The 15,718-nt window shown below is 34.3% G+C and carries 16 protein-coding genes and 2 pseudogenes; 12 read left to right on the forward strand and 6 right to left on the reverse strand.

Annotated elements, in window-relative coordinates; genetic code table 11:
- From BMX53_RS18275 to BMX53_RS18290, 4 genes are all read left to right on the forward strand, one after another.
- Positions 1–297 (forward strand): transposase (locus BMX53_RS18275; protein WP_143061459.1); only part of this gene is annotated, 297 nt, incomplete at its 5' end.
- Positions 298–307: 10 nt separating this feature from the next.
- Positions 308–829 carry a hypothetical protein gene (locus BMX53_RS18280; protein ID WP_083394442.1) on the forward strand — a complete coding sequence of 174 codons (522 nt, stop codon included), beginning with the start codon at positions 308–310 and terminating at the stop codon, positions 827–829.
- Positions 830–1,003: 174 nt separating this feature from the next.
- Positions 1,004–1,183: a hypothetical protein gene (locus BMX53_RS18285; protein WP_074748357.1), complete on the forward strand. Its 180-nt coding sequence runs from the start codon at positions 1,004–1,006 to the stop codon at positions 1,181–1,183.
- A 212-nt stretch (positions 1,184–1,395) separates the two neighbouring features.
- Entirely contained in the window at positions 1,396–1,773 is a 378-nt protein-coding gene (locus BMX53_RS18290) for a hypothetical protein (protein WP_143061460.1), read from the forward strand.
- Between the two features lie 33 nt (positions 1,774–1,806).
- Here the strand turns inward: BMX53_RS18290 and BMX53_RS18295 are convergent, their stop codons facing one another.
- Positions 1,807–2,502, reverse strand: coding sequence for a DUF1826 domain-containing protein (locus BMX53_RS18295; RefSeq protein WP_074748363.1), 696 nt, complete (start codon positions 2,500–2,502; stop codon positions 1,807–1,809).
- 216 nt (positions 2,503–2,718) lie between these two features.
- Between BMX53_RS18295 and BMX53_RS18300 the strand changes: the two genes are divergently transcribed.
- Both BMX53_RS18300 and BMX53_RS18305 read left to right on the forward strand, forming a co-directional pair.
- The gene (locus BMX53_RS18300; RefSeq protein ID WP_038984823.1) at positions 2,719–3,549 is read left to right on the forward strand and encodes a mechanosensitive ion channel family protein; all 831 of its coding nucleotides are present in this window, start codon (positions 2,719–2,721) and stop codon (positions 3,547–3,549) included.
- A gap of 75 nt (positions 3,550–3,624) precedes the next feature.
- A complete protein-coding gene (locus BMX53_RS18305; RefSeq protein ID WP_074748366.1) occupies positions 3,625–4,515 on the forward strand; it encodes a glycoside hydrolase family 25 protein in 891 nt (296 codons plus the stop codon).
- A gap of 293 nt (positions 4,516–4,808) precedes the next feature.
- Here the strand turns inward: BMX53_RS18305 and BMX53_RS18310 are convergent, their stop codons facing one another.
- The 3 genes from BMX53_RS18310 to BMX53_RS18320 form a co-directional block, all read right to left on the reverse strand.
- Positions 4,809–5,087: a hypothetical protein gene (locus BMX53_RS18310; protein WP_063176877.1), complete on the reverse strand. Its 279-nt coding sequence runs from the start codon at positions 5,085–5,087 to the stop codon at positions 4,809–4,811.
- A 237-nt stretch (positions 5,088–5,324) separates the two neighbouring features.
- Positions 5,325–6,410, reverse strand: a complete 1,086-nt coding sequence (locus BMX53_RS18315) for an ABC transporter permease (protein ID WP_038984826.1) — start codon at positions 6,408–6,410, stop codon at positions 5,325–5,327.
- Position 6,411: 1 nt separating this feature from the next.
- Complete coding sequence (locus BMX53_RS18320; protein WP_038984827.1) at positions 6,412–8,646, reverse strand: carboxy terminal-processing peptidase; 2,235 nt, start codon at positions 8,644–8,646, stop codon at positions 6,412–6,414.
- A 183-nt stretch (positions 8,647–8,829) separates the two neighbouring features.
- Between BMX53_RS18320 and surE the strand changes: the two genes are divergently transcribed.
- The 5 genes from surE to BMX53_RS18345 all read left to right on the forward strand — a co-directional run bounded on the left by surE (position 8,830) and on the right by BMX53_RS18345 (position 13,867).
- A complete protein-coding gene (surE, locus tag BMX53_RS18325) occupies positions 8,830–9,597 on the forward strand; it encodes a 5'/3'-nucleotidase SurE (protein WP_074748369.1) in 768 nt (255 codons plus the stop codon).
- Entirely contained in the window at positions 9,597–9,878 is a 282-nt protein-coding gene (locus tag BMX53_RS18330; RefSeq protein WP_038984878.1) for a hypothetical protein, read from the forward strand. The genes surE and BMX53_RS18330 overlap by 1 nt, the downstream gene beginning before the upstream one ends.
- Entirely contained in the window at positions 9,879–10,997 is a 1,119-nt protein-coding gene (gene lpxB / locus BMX53_RS18335; protein ID WP_038984829.1) for a lipid-A-disaccharide synthase, read from the forward strand. It begins immediately after the preceding gene.
- Positions 10,998–11,026: 29 nt separating this feature from the next.
- Positions 11,027–11,677, forward strand: a complete 651-nt coding sequence (locus BMX53_RS18340) for a C40 family peptidase (RefSeq protein ID WP_038984830.1) — start codon at positions 11,027–11,029, stop codon at positions 11,675–11,677.
- A 162-nt stretch (positions 11,678–11,839) separates the two neighbouring features.
- Positions 11,840–13,867 (forward strand): ComEC/Rec2 family competence protein, encoded by a 2,028-nt coding sequence (locus BMX53_RS18345; protein WP_074748371.1) that lies wholly within the window; start codon positions 11,840–11,842, stop codon positions 13,865–13,867.
- A gap of 5 nt (positions 13,868–13,872) precedes the next feature.
- On the opposite strand, the gene BMX53_RS18350 is transcribed toward BMX53_RS18345, so the two are convergent.
- The gene (locus BMX53_RS18350) at positions 13,873–14,325 is read right to left on the reverse strand and encodes a thioredoxin family protein (RefSeq protein ID WP_038984832.1); all 453 of its coding nucleotides are present in this window, start codon (positions 14,323–14,325) and stop codon (positions 13,873–13,875) included.
- Between the two features lie 19 nt (positions 14,326–14,344).
- Positions 14,345–15,385: pseudogene (locus BMX53_RS18355) on the reverse strand (POT-type proton-dependent oligopeptide transporter); the annotation flags it as partial.
- Positions 15,386–15,483: 98 nt separating this feature from the next.
- On the opposite strand from BMX53_RS18355, the pseudogene BMX53_RS19205 reads away from it, so the two are divergent.
- A pseudogene (locus BMX53_RS19205) lies at positions 15,484–15,718 on the forward strand (IS4 family transposase); the annotation flags it as partial.

Below are 15,718 nucleotides of genomic sequence, written 5' to 3' on the forward strand. Positions count from 1 at the left end.
TATTTACTAGCTAATAATCTCAGAAACATATATAATTTAAAAATAGATAAAGAAATAGCGATGACTAAGCTTGCCCATTGGTTCAATGACATTGAAAAGACTTCAATCAAATACTTTAATACGGTTTTAAAGACTTTTAATGTACATTATAACGAAATCATTAATTACTTTAATAATAGAAGTACTAATGCTTCTGCTGAATCATTTAATGCGAAAATTAAATACTTCCGTATGATGTATAGAGGGGTTAGAGATAAGAAGTTTTTTCTTTTTAGATTAACTAAACTTTTTGCTTAGTCCCCAACTTTTGCAACTGATCCCGTTTAGTTCTTGTGCTGTCAGACCATCTCGCAATATTCCTACTGCTGCTACCCTTGGTTCTAATGAAGGGATGATTGTAGGTACTATTAGCATTGAGAAGAGTCGTCCTGTTTATAATAGTTACTACTTTCACTATAATAGGATGTTAGAAGATAGCTATGATACATATGAAAAGAAGATTTGGATCTTTAGTAGTCAGTGGCTTAAAGTGAAACATAAGCCCGATTATATAGATGGTAATAAAGCTGTGTATTTGTATTCTATAAAGGAGGTACAGGGTAAATATCAGTTTTCCCTAGTTAGACTGCATGAAAACGGAGGCTCTCTTTACCAAAAACTTTACGAGAAAACAATGAATTTTCCTTTTGAGATAGAGAAGGGGAAAGTAAAGTATCTTGGAGAACTGTATTTAGATGTAAGAAATCCATTTATTGAATTAAACGATAAACGAGAAAGAGACTTGAAATATTTTAAAGAGAAATACCCTCTTTTAAAGATTACAGAATAGTTTATCATTACTTCATAGTTACGGATTCGTAATAATTGATAATTATCTTTTTTTGATTTAATTATTTGTAAAGTTTTGGTTAATAGGTTTTTAGGGTGTTTTTTGTGCGGGTTTTAATCGTATATTTGCAGTAAATTAATTTAGTAAAAGTAGTTAACATCAGTAATAAACATTATGGGAAATTTATCTACATCAGTTTCGAAAAAAGATAGTACCATTAGTGATTGTAATGGTAGTGGAGATTCTACGAACAAAAAAACTGTGAGTGGAAGAACTAGACATGAGTTTAAAGTATTATCTACAGAAGAGATTAATAAGAATAGATCAAAAGCTTATAGTTTCATAACATTTTAATTGTGTTTGGTAGAAATGCCTATTCAAAGAATTGATGTATTTTCCTTACATAAAGAAGCAGCATATTACACATGGTGTTTATCCATGTGATATATACATTTACTAACTTGTTTAATGATGTGGTCATTCTAGAAGTGTTCTATTACCCTAATAATGTATATGTACTAAAGTTCTTTTTAAAAAGAAATAAGCTCTCTAGTAAAAGGTATTCAATGCAATATTCTTTAGAGGAGATTTTAGCTAAGGGATATAAGAATGGTTCTTCTAATTTTCTAAAAACTTTATATACTGTATTAATAATAGGTATTGAGTATCTAAAAAAGGATGAATTAGCTTCATTTGGTTTTATGGGAGCTGCCCGACCTGGTGAATTAGAGAAAAATAGAATGGATGATGGTACTGTTTCTAATACTAAAAGATATTCGGTATATAAATTATTTACATTAAGATATTTTGACCCTAAGAAGTTCGCTTTTATTGATAGTAAGACTTCAAGTATTTTCTTTATTAGAAACCAGAAGAATGCTGAGAAGTTGTCAAAAGGAAAAGTGATGCAGATTATAAAAAATGAGATTATTCCTAATTTATAATATGGGTATGCACTTTCCTATATTCTTTATTGATTAACAGATTAACATTAGTCTATATTCTCCTTGATTTTCTTTTGGTGCGCGATGTACACAAGGCAAGACTTGTTGCTGTGGTGCATCTACTGCTAGTCTCCATAAATGTCCGTTGCCTAGATTGATTGGGGTAGCGTTCTCCTTTAATTGATAGTGCAGGTCAAAGAAATTATCTTTTAAAAACTCATCAAATTCTTCTTCTGGACCCTCATAGATACTGCGGAGCTGTGTTCTTATTTCAGGTATTAATATCTTTTGTTCGACTTCTTCATTAGCTACGATGTCACTAGCAGCACCATAGTAGGTACACAGATAGGTATCAGAGCAGATAGGAGCTCTGTCAACGTGAAATGAATAGACATCTGTAGAGATAAAGTCATACTCCTCATCGCGTTCATATTCTTTTAGTAAATTCAGACTTGGGATAGCTCCGATGTCTGTTAGTGAGTTTAGATCATCGATAATAGTTTCTCTAGCTAGAGCACCTTCATCAGATAGATCTAGAGCTAGTAGATCTTCTATAGATATCTCGGTGATATTTTCTTTCAACGCTAGTTTTTGGGCTATTTCTTTAAAGTCTCCTCTCAGGGTGCGTTGCCAGCATAGTGCGTTGTTATCTCCTGTAAAAACCGTATCGGTAAGGTCAGTGAATCGATCGACTACTTTAATATGTTTAGTGGGAGCTATTGTATGCATGTTGATAATCATATATATACAAAAGTATTGTAAAATAACGTTATGAATAAGGAAAGTCTTTTAAATTTTGTCTTGCTAGCTTAAAGACGGGGAGATAGGAGATAAAGTGTTTTTTTATTAAATTACATGCTTGTATGAAGGATGTCTTATAGTGGTGTGACTTTTGCTGTATGTGAGGTCTAAACTATGAGGTCTTATATTAATCAATATTAAATAATGGATTTAAGAAATCTTTTTTCTACTGTATTAGAATATGAGTTATACGCTAGTAAGTCTATAACTATCACTATAGGTACACTACTGTTTATCGCCTTTACACTTATGATCACTAATGTAGGTGTGAGGTTGCTAAAAAAAGCATTTATGCGTACTGCTACACCTGATGTGGCAGCTAGATTAGGGAGTGTGTTTAATTTTATCAATTACTTTATATACTTGATTATGTTCTTCTTTATCCTGAATGTGATAGGGATTAATATCAGTATGTTTTTGACTACTTCTGCGGCTTTATTTGTAGGGCTTGGGTTTGCATTGCAGGATATCTTTAGAGATTTGATAGCAGGGATCTATATCTTGTTTGACAAGACGCTTAATGTGGGTGATGTTATAGATATTAGAGGAGAAGTAGGTAGAGTAAAGGCTATTAACCTGAGATGTACTGTGGTAGAAACGCGTAACTTAAAGTCGATAGTGATACCTAACCGCAAGCTGATAGATGACATTATGAGTAACTGGACACATGAGGATCCAGTGATACGTGCTAAGATTGAGGTAGGTGCGTTTATCGGGACAGATGTGGAGCTAGTGAAGTCTGTATTACTATCATGTGTAGAGAATCACGAGGAGGTGCTTAAAGACCCTAAGCCGATTGTGTTTATCGATAGTTTTGGAGAATCTTCTATTCGTTTTTTCTTGTATTACTTTATAGATAATGCTTTTGATAATGATCGTATAGCGAGTAGTATTCGCTTTGAGATAGATAAGAAGTTTAAGCTTAATAATATTGAGCTACCTGTACCTGTATTGAAGTTAAATAAGGTAGAATAATTTGGTATAACATATCTGTCTGTATTCAGTTGATAAGTCAATAAAAGAATTATTTTTGTTGCTTTATATCGTCAAATGGCATCTAATAAATCAAACTCAAATCCTATGTCTGCTGTGGGGGCTAGACCTAAGAGAAAAACTCCTGTTAAACGTAAACCTACAAAGAAAAAAGGTGGAAAATCTAATACTTGGGCTCAGGTCAAGTGGGTGGTTATTATTACTTTTTTTGTAGGAATAGGTATTTGGTTTGGTATTAGTTTTAAAGAAGGTATTCGCTATTTCTTTAGTGGTGGGAGTAAGGCTGAGGGTAAGTCTATCTATGATGTGCGTACAGTAGAGGTACTGGATAGACATGATGATATGCTAGTAGGCTTTGACGTATCTCACTATCAGGGTGTGATAGACTGGAAAGCTGTAGACTCTGTAGCAGGTAAGACTTCGCTTGATTTTGTGTTTATCCGTGCTACTATGGGTAAAAATGGAATAGATAAGGCCTTTAAGCTTAACTGGAAAGGGGCTAGAGCTAATCACTTCATAAGAGGGGCATATCACTATTATCGCCCTGATGAAAACTCTACTGAACAAGCAGAAAACTTTATAAAAAATGTGAAGATATCCGAAGGGGACTTTCCTCCTGTATTGGATATTGAAGATATGCCTAAGGAGCAGTCTATGGAAAACCTTAGAAAAGGGCTTCAGAATTGGATAAAGCTGGTGGAAGATCACTATAAGGTAAAACCTATCTTGTATTCAGGAGAGAACTTCTATACTCATCACCTTAAGGATTGGTTCCCTGATCATATCTTGTGGATTGCTAATTATAACTTTTTCGTGGAAGAGATTAAACCTGAATGGCATTTCTGGCAGTTTACCGAAAAAGGGGTAATCGAAGGAATTGATGGTAAGGTTGATCTAAATATCTATAACGGTAGTAAAGCTGATATCAGAGAGCTGCTGGTACCTTAGTGATTAGTAATTTTACTGAGCTGTGTCTAAGGTCTGTTATATCCTTAAATAAGGTTGGCCATTTTAATAGTATTTGCGCTATAGTGTCTCACTATGTGTGACCATATCTTGTCATTATATTCATAATAGACTATAATAGTCACATTCTAAAAGAGCAATTGTGTAGATGATTACTTTTGAGGTGTATTTGAATTGGTTCAGATATCCTATGGTAATAAATACATAGGATGCTCTTTGATATATTGTTTTAAGGATAGTACAGCTATGATTTTATGCTACTATTGCTTTGGTGATTATTCCTTGTAATGAATATAGAAGTATAATCCTACTAAAGTCAATGTACTAAACAAGATTATATTAAACGTTTTCGCTACTTTCTCTCCAAAGGTATTGCGTAGCCATGCTGTGTTAAAGGTTGGTCCACCTGTCTGATCATACATAAAACTATATCCCTTGATAGAACAAAACAAGAGTATAATGCCTATGCTCATTATCAGTAATCCCCAATACTCAGGGTGTTCTTTTATCAAGACTTTTAAGCTCTGTAAACAATCTCTATACAAGTCCTTCATGCCTTTAATGCTTTTGTCGTGTTTTAATTATCTCCTTGACTTCTTAGATTTAAACGCATAAGATATGGGTGTATTGTGGATATGTATTTATGGGGCGTAAAGTATTATGCCTATACTAGAGTGTATGTTGTGGAGCGTAAAGTATTGCACCTGTACTAGGGTGGCTAAATTACAGATTTAAAAACTCAATAATGCGGTTAAAATCTGTTAACCATTAACTGTTAACTGTAAACTTTTTTATTTGCGTACATCTAATGCGTCACGTAATGCGTTACCGATTAGCATGAAACTTATTACTAATACAAACATGGCGAAACCTGGTAATAGTGCTAGATAAGGCTTACCTAGTAAGATGTAGTTATAGTTCTCCTTAATCATAGCTCCCCAACTCGGTGTAGGAACCTGGGTACCTAATCCTAAGAAACTAAGACCACTCTCTACTAATATTGCTGAGGCAAAGTTAGCTGCAGAGATTACGATAACGGGTGCCATACAGTTAGGCAAGATGTGTTTAGTGATGATGCGATAGTCTGAGTAACCTAGAGCGTGTGCTGCGGTTACGTACTGCTGTTCTTTTACGCTTATTACTTGTCCGCGTACTACACGAGCTACTTCTACCCACATCGTTAGTCCTACGGCTATAAATACTTGCCAGAAGCCCTTGCCTAGGGCTAGGGTAATAGCTATTACTAGTAGTAGAGTAGGTATAGACCAGAATACGTTAATAAGCCATAGAATAAAGGCATCTATTTTACCTCCGAAGTAACCTGCGATAGCTCCTAAAGTAATTCCGATGACTAATGAAATAAGTACAGCTACGAAGCCGATAGATAGGGATACACGTGCTCCTATGACTAGACGGCTTAGGTAATCTCTACCTTGATTATCAGTACCTAACCAATACTTTTTCTCTTTGATAATATCAGATATGCTAGCATCTCCGAATTGGCTTAGAGCTAGTGATTTTACTTCTTCTAATTGAGGTTGATTACTGTAGTTTTTGTAGTAGATAGTATCTTGTTGTACGTGGTACTCAGATACTGGGATAAATTTAGCTACTTCCTCTTTACCGAACCACATTTCACTCCACGTTCTAGATGTATTAGAAGGGATGGTTATGGTAGTTACTGTAAAACCTGGTGCCTGTGAACGCAAGGCTAAATCGCCTGCATTAGCGTTCTTAGATTGGTCAGGGATAATGAAATAGGCAAATGTAGCTGTGATAGCAATACATATAATTACCCAAAAACACAAAACGCCCCAAAAATCTTTTTTGAATCTTTGGAGCGCAATTTGTGTATATGATTGACTTGTATTAGACATTCTATAATTTAGGACTTAAAGAGCTTTTGTCACCACTTACTTTGTGTATTTTCTTAGTGTCTAGGTCTTTTAAGATTTTAACACCTTCTTCAATGTAGATATCGCTGTTAAGCATTTCGTGCCAGCTGTCTCTTTTACTCTTAAGTAGTGTGTCTTTCTCTACACGTGCTAATTCACTAGGAAGAGAAGAGAACTTAAGACTACTCTTATATTTAGAAATAGCTTTAAATTTCTTAGCTTTTTCTTCTACTTCTTTTTGTCTAGCTTGGTATTTCTCTAAGTTAAGAGAGAATTGTTTTTCGTCTTTTCTCTCGTTGATCCACTTCGCATTTTCATCAATTAATTTGAATTGATCATTCTTAGCGATACGTTCTTTACTTAGGTTGATAATGTTAGAGAAATCGTTGTTATATGGAGTGTATACTGCTCTGTCGATCTTGTCCCAAGGCATAGCATTGTCCATATCTCTCTCTCCCATATCGATATAAGAATATCTGTCTGGTAATACGATATCACTTAGTACTCCTTCTCTCTGAGTAGAACCACCATTAATACGGTAGAACTTCTGTAGAGTTACTTTTAATGCACCTAAGTCACCATAAGGTTGTTTTCTTAATAAGTCGTTTAGTGTTATTAAGTTTTGAACCGTTCCTTTACCATAAGTGTGTTTACTACCGATGATAACTCCACGTTTATAATCTTGGATAGCAGCAGCAAAGATTTCAGATGCAGAAGCAGAGAAGTTATTGACTAACACTACTAATGGACCTTCCCATACGATAGGAGTGTCTTTGTCATCTAATACTTTTTGTTTACCTCTAGATGATTTTACCTGTACTACAGGACCTTCTTTAGAGAATAAACCTACCATCTTAATAACAGTCTCTAATGAACCACCACCATTACTTCTTAAGTCCATGATGATACCATCGATATTCTGTTGTTTTAATTCTTTGATTTCTTTTTCTACGTCAGTGAAAGCATTACGGCTATCCTTGTTCTCAAAGTCGATATAGAACTTAGGTAAGTGAATAATACCATATTTCTTATCACCGTCTTGGATGATACTAGATTTAGCATAAGTTTCTTCCATCTCGATTACTTCACGCATAATAGGCACAACTTTAATAGTTCCGTCTATTTTCTTCATCGTTAAGTAAACTGTAGTATTCTTTTTACCCTTGATCAGTTTAACTACGTTGTCAAGACGCATACCTACGATATCGATAGGCTCTTCGTCTTTAGACTGAGCTACTTTAAGGATAATATCTCCTGTCTCAACTTCTTTACCTCTCCATGCAGGACCTCCAGGTACAAGTTCGTTGATCTCTACACCTTCAGGTTTCTTTCTAAGTACAGCACCAATCCCTTCGAAGCTACCACTCATGCTAGCGTCAAACTTCTCTTTGTCTTCAGGAGCAAAGTAGAATGTATGTGGGTCAAAGCGCTCTACTATAGAGTTAAGATAGATAGAGAACCAGTCTTTGCGTTCTAAGTCATTAAGTACGTCAAAGTATTCGTCAAGTGATTTTAAAGCACTTTCACGAGCTTCTTTCTCTAATTGTTCGAAAGACTTTTTCTCAACAGGTTTCTTGTCTTTTTTCTTTTTGTCGTCTTTCTTCTCTTCTTTTACGATAGGATCGCCGAACTCGTCAACTTCGTCTTCTACAGTGTCTTTACCTTCTTGGATTTTAAGGTTGTCAGTTACAGTAGATAGTACATTAAGTTTTAATTGTTTTGCCCAACGTTCTTTTAATTCATTTCTATCTTTAGCATATCCAATATTGTCATAATCTGCATTGAATACATCTTCAGATTTAAATTCGAAAGGTTTGTCTAGAACTTCAGTATAGATTCCTTTAGCTTCTTTCATACGCTGAGTAATACGCTCATAAGTCAAGCTAAAGAACGAAAGTTCTTTTAGTTGAATCATGTCGTCTATCAAGTATTCGTATTTAGAAAACTCATCTATGTCAGACTGTAAGAAGTATCTCTTCATCGGGTCTAATGCCTTTAAATATTCTTTATAGACAGTAGCCGAGAACTTATCATCTATCTTAGCTGGAGAGTAGTGAGTGTTTTCTAATATATACGTGATTAACTCTAATAGGAGTTGGTCTTTTTCTGGTGTTTCTTTCTCTTGCTTTGGCATAAAACTCCACAGAAGAGCTGACACTCCTATAAGTAGAAGTATTACCTTATAGTTTCTTTTCATAAATAGCTTAAAAGTATTCATTAATTAGTTTTGAACTAAAGTAGTTAAAAAAGTAAATATTTGAGTGATTAGCCCGATAATTATTTGTTAAAACGCTTAAACAGCGAAATAATTGTATTCTGATAGGAATGAAAACTAAGTCAAGTAACTATCAAAATAACATATAATCCTTACCTTAGCGAATGTAATTAAAAAACAGAAACGATGCAAAAACCGTTAATACTTGTTACGAATGACGACGGAATTACTGCTCCAGGAATGCGTGCACTTATTAGTGTAATGAAAGAAATAGGGGAAGTAGTAGTAGTGGCACCTGATAGTGCTCAGTCTGGAATGGGACATGCTGTAACAATTAATAATACTCTGACATTAGAAAAAGTAAATATAGATCCTGAAATAGAGATAGAATATGCGTGCTCAGGGACACCTGTAGACTGTGTTAAAATAGCATTAGGGCAAATCTTAGATCGCACACCTGACTTATGTGTATCAGGAGTAAATCACGGGTCTAACTCGTCTATCAATGTTATCTATTCAGGAACAATGAGTGCTGCTCTAGAGGCTGGAATGAGTGGAATACCTGCTATTGGTTTCTCCTTGTTAGATTTTAGCTGGAGTGCAGACTTTGAACAGATTAAACCTTTTATCAAGAAGATTACTACTGAAGCATTAAAGCATGGTATTCCGAAGGATATAGTACTAAACGTGAACTTCCCAAAACTACCAGAACAAGATATTAAAGGTGTGAAGGTATGTAGACAGGCTAAGGCTACATGGGTAGAGAATTTCGATAAACGTGTGAGCCCTCATGGTAAGGAGTACTACTGGTTAGTAGGAGAGTTCGTAAACCAAGATAAAGGAGAAGATACAGATGAATGGGCATTGAGAAATGGATATGTTTCTATTGTTCCCGTACAATTTGATTTAACTGCACATCAAGTATTAGAGCGTATTAATAGATGGGATTTATAATGACAAAAGAGAAAGCCTTAAAGATATTTCTAGGCTTTTTAAGTGGTATCGTTGCTACAATTATAGGTACGGAGGTTTATCTTCTATTATTTACTAACTATGAGCTAATAGGAGACTTTGAGTTTATTAGATCGATAGGTTTGATAGGGAGACTTACAGCTATAGGTAGTCTATTTAATTTGTTATTATTTACTTATTTTATTAATCGCAAGTTAGATTTTTTGGCGATAGGTTGTATTTTAGCCGTTATAATTTTAACCATAGTAACACAGTTAGTGTAGATGAAGTATTACATAATAGCAGGTGAAGCATCTGGAGACTTACATGGGTCTAACCTTATGCGTTCTATATATAAAGAAGATCCTAATGCGGATATACGCTTTTGGGGAGGAGATTTGATGCAGAGTGTAGGAGGTAAACTTATAAAGCATTATAAGGATCTTGCGTTTATGGGATTTGTAGAAGTAGTACAGAACCTAGGAACTATATTGCGCAATATCAAGATGTGTAAGAAGGATATATGTGCCTTTAAGCCTGATGTATTAATCTTTATCGACTATCCTGGCTTTAATATGCGTATAGCTAAGTGGGCTAAAAGGATGGGGATAGAGACACACTATTATATTTCACCTCAGATATGGGCATGGAAAGAAAGTCGTATTAATGATATCAAGAGAGATGTTGATTTTATGTACGTTATTCTTCCGTTCGAAAAAGACTTTTATGAGCAGAAACACAACTTCCCTGTTACTTTCGTAGGGCATCCTCTGATAGATGCGATCGAGAGATACAGAGCAGAAGATCACGTGGACTTTAAAACTAAGCACAATCTGGATGAACGTCCTGTGATAGCATTGCTACCTGGAAGTAGAAAACAAGAGATTAGTAGACTGCTAAATGAGATGCTATCAGTGATACATCACTATCCTCAATACCAATTTGTAATTGCAGGAGCTCCTGGTCAAGAAGCTGCGTTTTATGAATCCTTTATAAAAGACCAGAATATATCATTTGTTTTCAATGAAACGTACGCTTTATTGAATATTGCTCATGCGGCATTAGTGACTTCTGGGACAGCTACTTTAGAGACTGCATTGTTCAGTGTTCCACAAGTAGTGTTGTATAAAGGAAACCAGATTTCATACGAGATTGCTAAGAGAATCATTAAGTTAAAGTATATTTCTTTAGTTAACTTAATCATGGATGATGATGTGGTTGTAGAGCTTATTCAAGGGGATTGTAACGCCAAAAGGATAGAAGAAGAATTCGCAAAAATCATAGAAGGTGAAAAAAGAAATGAAATTTTGTTAAAATATAAAAATTTAATTTGTAATTTGGGCGGTCAAGGGGCAAGTGATTACACTGCTCGAGAAATAATAAAAAATCATGTAAAAAACTAGATTAACCATCGACCACCAAAACAGAAATTATGAAAAAGTTTACAATCTTATTAGTAGCCATTCTGGGACTGACCAGTATGCAAACGGTTCAAGCCAAGCAAAGTAAGTCAAAAACACATAGCGTAGCTAAAAACCCTGTAAAGAAGAAGCCAGTCACAGTCATAGCTGAGAGTAGAAAAGTAGACGAAGATATTCAAGGTGATATCGATGCGTTACTAGAAGTAACAGATATTCCGGAAGAAAATAGAGCAATAAGAGTAGAGCCAAGCGATCTTACTAACCAGATACTTAGTACTGCTTTTGATTATAAAGGAGTGCGTTATAGATATGGAGGAATGAGCAGAAGTGGAATAGACTGTTCAGGATTAGTAGCTACGGCATTCGAAGATACTAGTATTAACTTACCTCGTAACTCTAGTGCAATGGCTCAGGTAGGAGAGAAAGTTAGAAAGTCTGAAGCGCAAATAGGAGACTTGATTTTCTTTAAAACTCGTGGCAATAGAATTAGTCATGTAGGTATTATCACTGAAGTTTTTGATGATGAGATTAAATTTATTCATTCGTCAACAAGTAAAGGTGTAATCGTTTCTTCAACAAAAGAAAACTACTACAGCAGAACGTTTGCTCAGATTAATAGAGTGATGACTGAAGTAGAAAATGAGAATGAGAGTTTAAACTAAACTTATATAGGCTTACAATTACAGTAAGTGACTAGAGAACTCCCAATATATCTTAGATAGGATATATTGGGAGTTTTTTTGTGGTTTTATTCGAGTATTAAGTAAAGGTTATCATTTAGAAATACTAGGATTATGGTAAAGCTTTTGTTACTATTTAGTCCTATGAAGCCACTTAAGTTTTCTTTTCTGTTTTATTCCTTATTCTTGTTTATAGGGATGTATATTGAGGTATCAGTGTCTACTTATCTAATATTGGTAGGTGGAGTGATTACGCTACTATTGACATCAGTCAGTATCCTAAGACGATTCTTGGTCTTACCTTCAACTTTTACATTTATAAAAGATGTGAGTGTCTTCGCTTCTTTATTCTTTCTATTGGGAATAGGGATGAAAAGTTCTATTACAGAAGTTGATAAACATTTCTTAGGCAAGATAGATACATTTTTAAAAGACTATAAGAAGGTAAGAGTAGATGTGAAGATTACTGACATAGTGAAAAGTAAAGATAGTAGACAGTTTTATGCTGACATTATTAGAGTAGAAGATACTGTAGTGAAGGGAAAAATAGCTCTTTACTTTAATACAAACCAGCACAATCTCAATGTAGGTGATCTCATTAGTTACCAAAGTAATCTAAAGCTTATCGAGCCACCTAAAAATATTGGGCAGTTTGATTATAAACGCTATATGAAGGGGAAGGGAATTTATGTACAGAGTTATGTGAATGAATATGAATTAGTAGGAGTAGAAAGGGACTGGAGGTATAAAGTATTAGAATGGAGAGGGGATATAATTAAAACTATACACCATGAGGACAATTTACTTAGTAGTGAAGCCAAGGCATTATTAACAGCTCTGTTACTAGGAGAGAAGTCTTATATAGATAGAGAAGTTATATCTCAGTTTAAAGATGTGGGAGTAATGCATGTATTGGCCATCTCAGGTTTGCATGTAGGATTATTATACATAGTATTGTTTTGGACTTTTAGCTTTTTACCCCATAGATATAGGCAGGTAGTTATATTGTTAGCGCTATGGTTCTTTGTATTCTTATCCGGGTTTTCTCCTTCCGTGTTTAGAGCAGTATTTATGTTTAGTATTTTTACTATTTGTAGACTGATTAGGAGAGAACAAAGTCTAGAACACAGTATTGGTTTAGCGTTATTCTTTAGTTTATGTGTATATCCTCAGTGGGTATATGATATAGGTTTTCAGTTGAGTTACCTCGCTGTGATTAGTATCGTGTACTTTATGCCTTTGTTTAAGAAGTATTACGCCAAGAATAAGGTGCTTAAGTATATACAAGGGATTGTGTATGTGTCTGCCAGTGTACAGATAGGTCTCATTCCGTTACAGTTGTATTATTTTCATCAGTTTTCTTTAACGTTCTTGTTGGCTAACCTTGTAGTTATACCATTGGTGACTGTATTGGTCATCTTAGGGATAGTATATTTATGCTCTATGTGGTTAAAGGGAGTTTCTGATGTGTTAGGATGGCTTTTTAGTCGATTTACAGATGTTTTATACTATTCTGTTAGATTGATTAGTGATGTTGATTATCTATCGTTTAATCAACTTAAATTAAGTAGCTATCAATTCTTATTACTCATATCTATAATTATACTTAGCACTTTAGCTTATTACAGACAGAAGATTAGCTATGTAGTGGTTTCTCTATGTGTATTTACTATGTTTCAACTTGGTTTCTTAATATGGGGAGATGATATGGAGAAAGAACAGTTTGAAGTTGTGATACCTTATCAATCTAAAGTGCGGGATGCACTTACTGTATGGGTAAGAGAGGAGAATACTTTAAATATGATGTCTAATCAATGGGATACTTTATCGAGGTCAATACTAACTTTAGAAAGTTATAAACAAGGGTACAGTATCGAACAAGTTAAGTACAGTGATATAAAAGGGATGGTACCTAATAAAGGTAATGATATAGTAGTATTGACTAAAGAGTACGTTGATTATAATTTGGCTGTAGATAACCCCATTATTCTTTTAGCTCAACAGCCAAAGATAAACTTTGAGCGTATGCTTGATGTTAGTGCACCAGTATTAGTTGTCTTTCACAACTCTGTGCCTTTTTGGTATAAGAGGAAGTGTATTGCGATATGTGTAAAAAAGAATATCCCTTTTCATGATATGTATGAAAAGGGATATTGGTCTTCTTTATTATAGATAAATTATATCTGTTTAAGTAATTGTTCAGGAGTTTGGTATCCAACTATTGTTTTAGTTACGTCTCCTTTAGCTCCGAAGATAACCATAGATGGGTATCCTGGTATTCTTAGGAACATAGTGAAGTCATGAGTAGCATTTCTACCTTTTCTATCACTGCTATATCCAGGATTAGTGTATTTAGTCCCTTTATAGTTTATGTCTTCATTTCCTTCAGCATTAAACTTTACAGCGTAATAGTTCTTGTTTATATGTTCGATAACCTTAGCATCGCTAAAAGTATTTTTATCTAACATTTTACAAGGACCACACCATTCAGTGAAAGCATCCATAAAGATTGGTTTAGCGTCTTTCTTTTGAGCAGCTATTGCTTCATTGAATGACATCCATTTGATTTCTTGTGCATTCGCTGTAAATCCTAAGAAAGCGATAGTAAGTAATAAAAATAGTTTTTTCATACGTATTTTAATATTGTTATTATTTGACCCCGTGCATCAATTTTTTAAGTACAGGGTTTAATGCAATAACTAACAATCCTGCTACTATAGGCACCACAGTGAATATTAAGAAGAATACTGATAATGAGTATTGCTCTGTAATAGTTTCTATCTGTCCACCTAATGTGGCAGCTAAATTGTTTCCAATTGCGATTGCAAGATACCACATTCCGAACATTAGTGCAATCATTCTTGCAGGAACTAATTTAGAAACATATGATAATCCTACAGGTGATGAGAATAGCTCTCCTAATGTATGGAAGAAGTAGGCAAAAACTAACCACATCATAGATACTCTCGTCCCTTCTGTAATGCCATGTGAACCGTATGCTAATACTCCGAATCCTATCGCCATAATAATTAATCCTAGTCCATACTTAATAGATGCAGGAGGATTAAATCTAGAATCCCACAACTTAGATACTAGAGAAGCTAATGCAATGATGAAGAATGAATTTAGGATAGAGAACCACGAAGCTGTAATCTCTACTTGGTTATCTTTTATTTCTGTAATCTCTGCTTGTACTATTTCGGTTTCTTTATTTGCTTCAGCAAACTGTTTAGTTAGATGTTCTTTTTGTTTAATGTCAAGAATATTAAAGTTACCTAATTCTTGGTATATTTCTACTTTATCTCCTTTTGCTAATGTTGCTAACTGTGATACTACAGCAGTATGTTTGACTACATTGTCTCCTTCTTTAGGTTGGTTAGCAGCATGAATAGCTTTGTATTCATAGATAGGCTCACTGTGCTTGTCTAGAATAGGTTTACCTTCTTTGTCTACTTTCTGTGTTTGGATTGCATCATAAGTAACTTCATATGCATGTAATGACCAATCTCTGTTAAGCATCCAGATTGCTGATGCCCATACTCCCACAAAAGTAATGGCTAATATAATATTAGATAGTAACGCTTTCTTAATTGTTTGTTTTGCTAATAGAATAAGTACCCAAGAGATAATTAGTAATGGTACTATCGTCAGTAATGAGTTAAATATATTAAATAACTGAAGTTTCGCACCCAAAACTGGGGCTTATAGAAGTGAAAAAATAGCATGTAAACCAAGGTAATCCCTTGGTTTTATTGTATCTTTAAGTTACGACACACAAAGTACAAAACATGCTACAATACGAAGATATTACTAAAGTTCAAGAAATAAAAGGAAAGTTCAAAAAGGTTTGGTTGAGTTCTGAATATTTAAATTCACATTTAAACATATTAGGCTTTAATAAGATAACAAAACAGTTTGATTGGTGTAAAAAATCGGGTTATACATTTAAGGACTTAATTTCCATACTTTTAATACTTCCCATTATCGGTATTAGTTCTGTGTTTTCTTTATCTAAGAATAAAG

Origin of the sequence: Myroides marinus (genome assembly GCF_900109075.1) — a bacterium.
GTDB lineage: Bacteria > Bacteroidota > Bacteroidia > Flavobacteriales > Flavobacteriaceae > Flavobacterium > Flavobacterium marinum_A.

Excerpts from the sequence above, each read along its gene's own strand:
- BMX53_RS18285 (WP_074748357.1), top strand. The coding sequence starts at position 1,004 with ATGGGAAATTTATCTACATCAGTTTCGAAAAAAGATAGTACCATTAGT.
- BMX53_RS18290 (WP_143061460.1), top strand. The coding sequence starts at position 1,396 with ATGCAATATTCTTTAGAGGAGATTTTAGCTAAGGGATATAAGAATGGT.
- BMX53_RS18295 (WP_074748363.1), bottom strand. The coding sequence starts at position 2,502 with ATGCATACAATAGCTCCCACTAAACATATTAAAGTAGTCGATCGATTC.
- BMX53_RS18300 (WP_038984823.1), top strand. The coding sequence starts at position 2,719 with ATGGATTTAAGAAATCTTTTTTCTACTGTATTAGAATATGAGTTATAC.
- BMX53_RS18305 (WP_074748366.1), top strand. The coding sequence starts at position 3,625 with ATGGCATCTAATAAATCAAACTCAAATCCTATGTCTGCTGTGGGGGCT.
- BMX53_RS18310 (WP_063176877.1), bottom strand. The coding sequence starts at position 5,087 with ATGAAGGACTTGTATAGAGATTGTTTACAGAGCTTAAAAGTCTTGATA.
- BMX53_RS18315 (WP_038984826.1), bottom strand. The coding sequence starts at position 6,410 with ATGTCTAATACAAGTCAATCATATACACAAATTGCGCTCCAAAGATTC.
- BMX53_RS18320 (WP_038984827.1), bottom strand. The coding sequence starts at position 8,646 with ATGAATACTTTTAAGCTATTTATGAAAAGAAACTATAAGGTAATACTT.
- surE (WP_074748369.1), top strand. The coding sequence starts at position 8,830 with ATGCAAAAACCGTTAATACTTGTTACGAATGACGACGGAATTACTGCT.
- BMX53_RS18330 (WP_038984878.1), top strand. The coding sequence starts at position 9,597 with ATGACAAAAGAGAAAGCCTTAAAGATATTTCTAGGCTTTTTAAGTGGT.
- lpxB (WP_038984829.1), top strand. The coding sequence starts at position 9,879 with ATGAAGTATTACATAATAGCAGGTGAAGCATCTGGAGACTTACATGGG.
- BMX53_RS18340 (WP_038984830.1), top strand. The coding sequence starts at position 11,027 with ATGAAAAAGTTTACAATCTTATTAGTAGCCATTCTGGGACTGACCAGT.
- BMX53_RS18345 (WP_074748371.1), top strand. The coding sequence starts at position 11,840 with ATGAAGCCACTTAAGTTTTCTTTTCTGTTTTATTCCTTATTCTTGTTT.
- BMX53_RS18350 (WP_038984832.1), bottom strand. The coding sequence starts at position 14,325 with ATGAAAAAACTATTTTTATTACTTACTATCGCTTTCTTAGGATTTACA.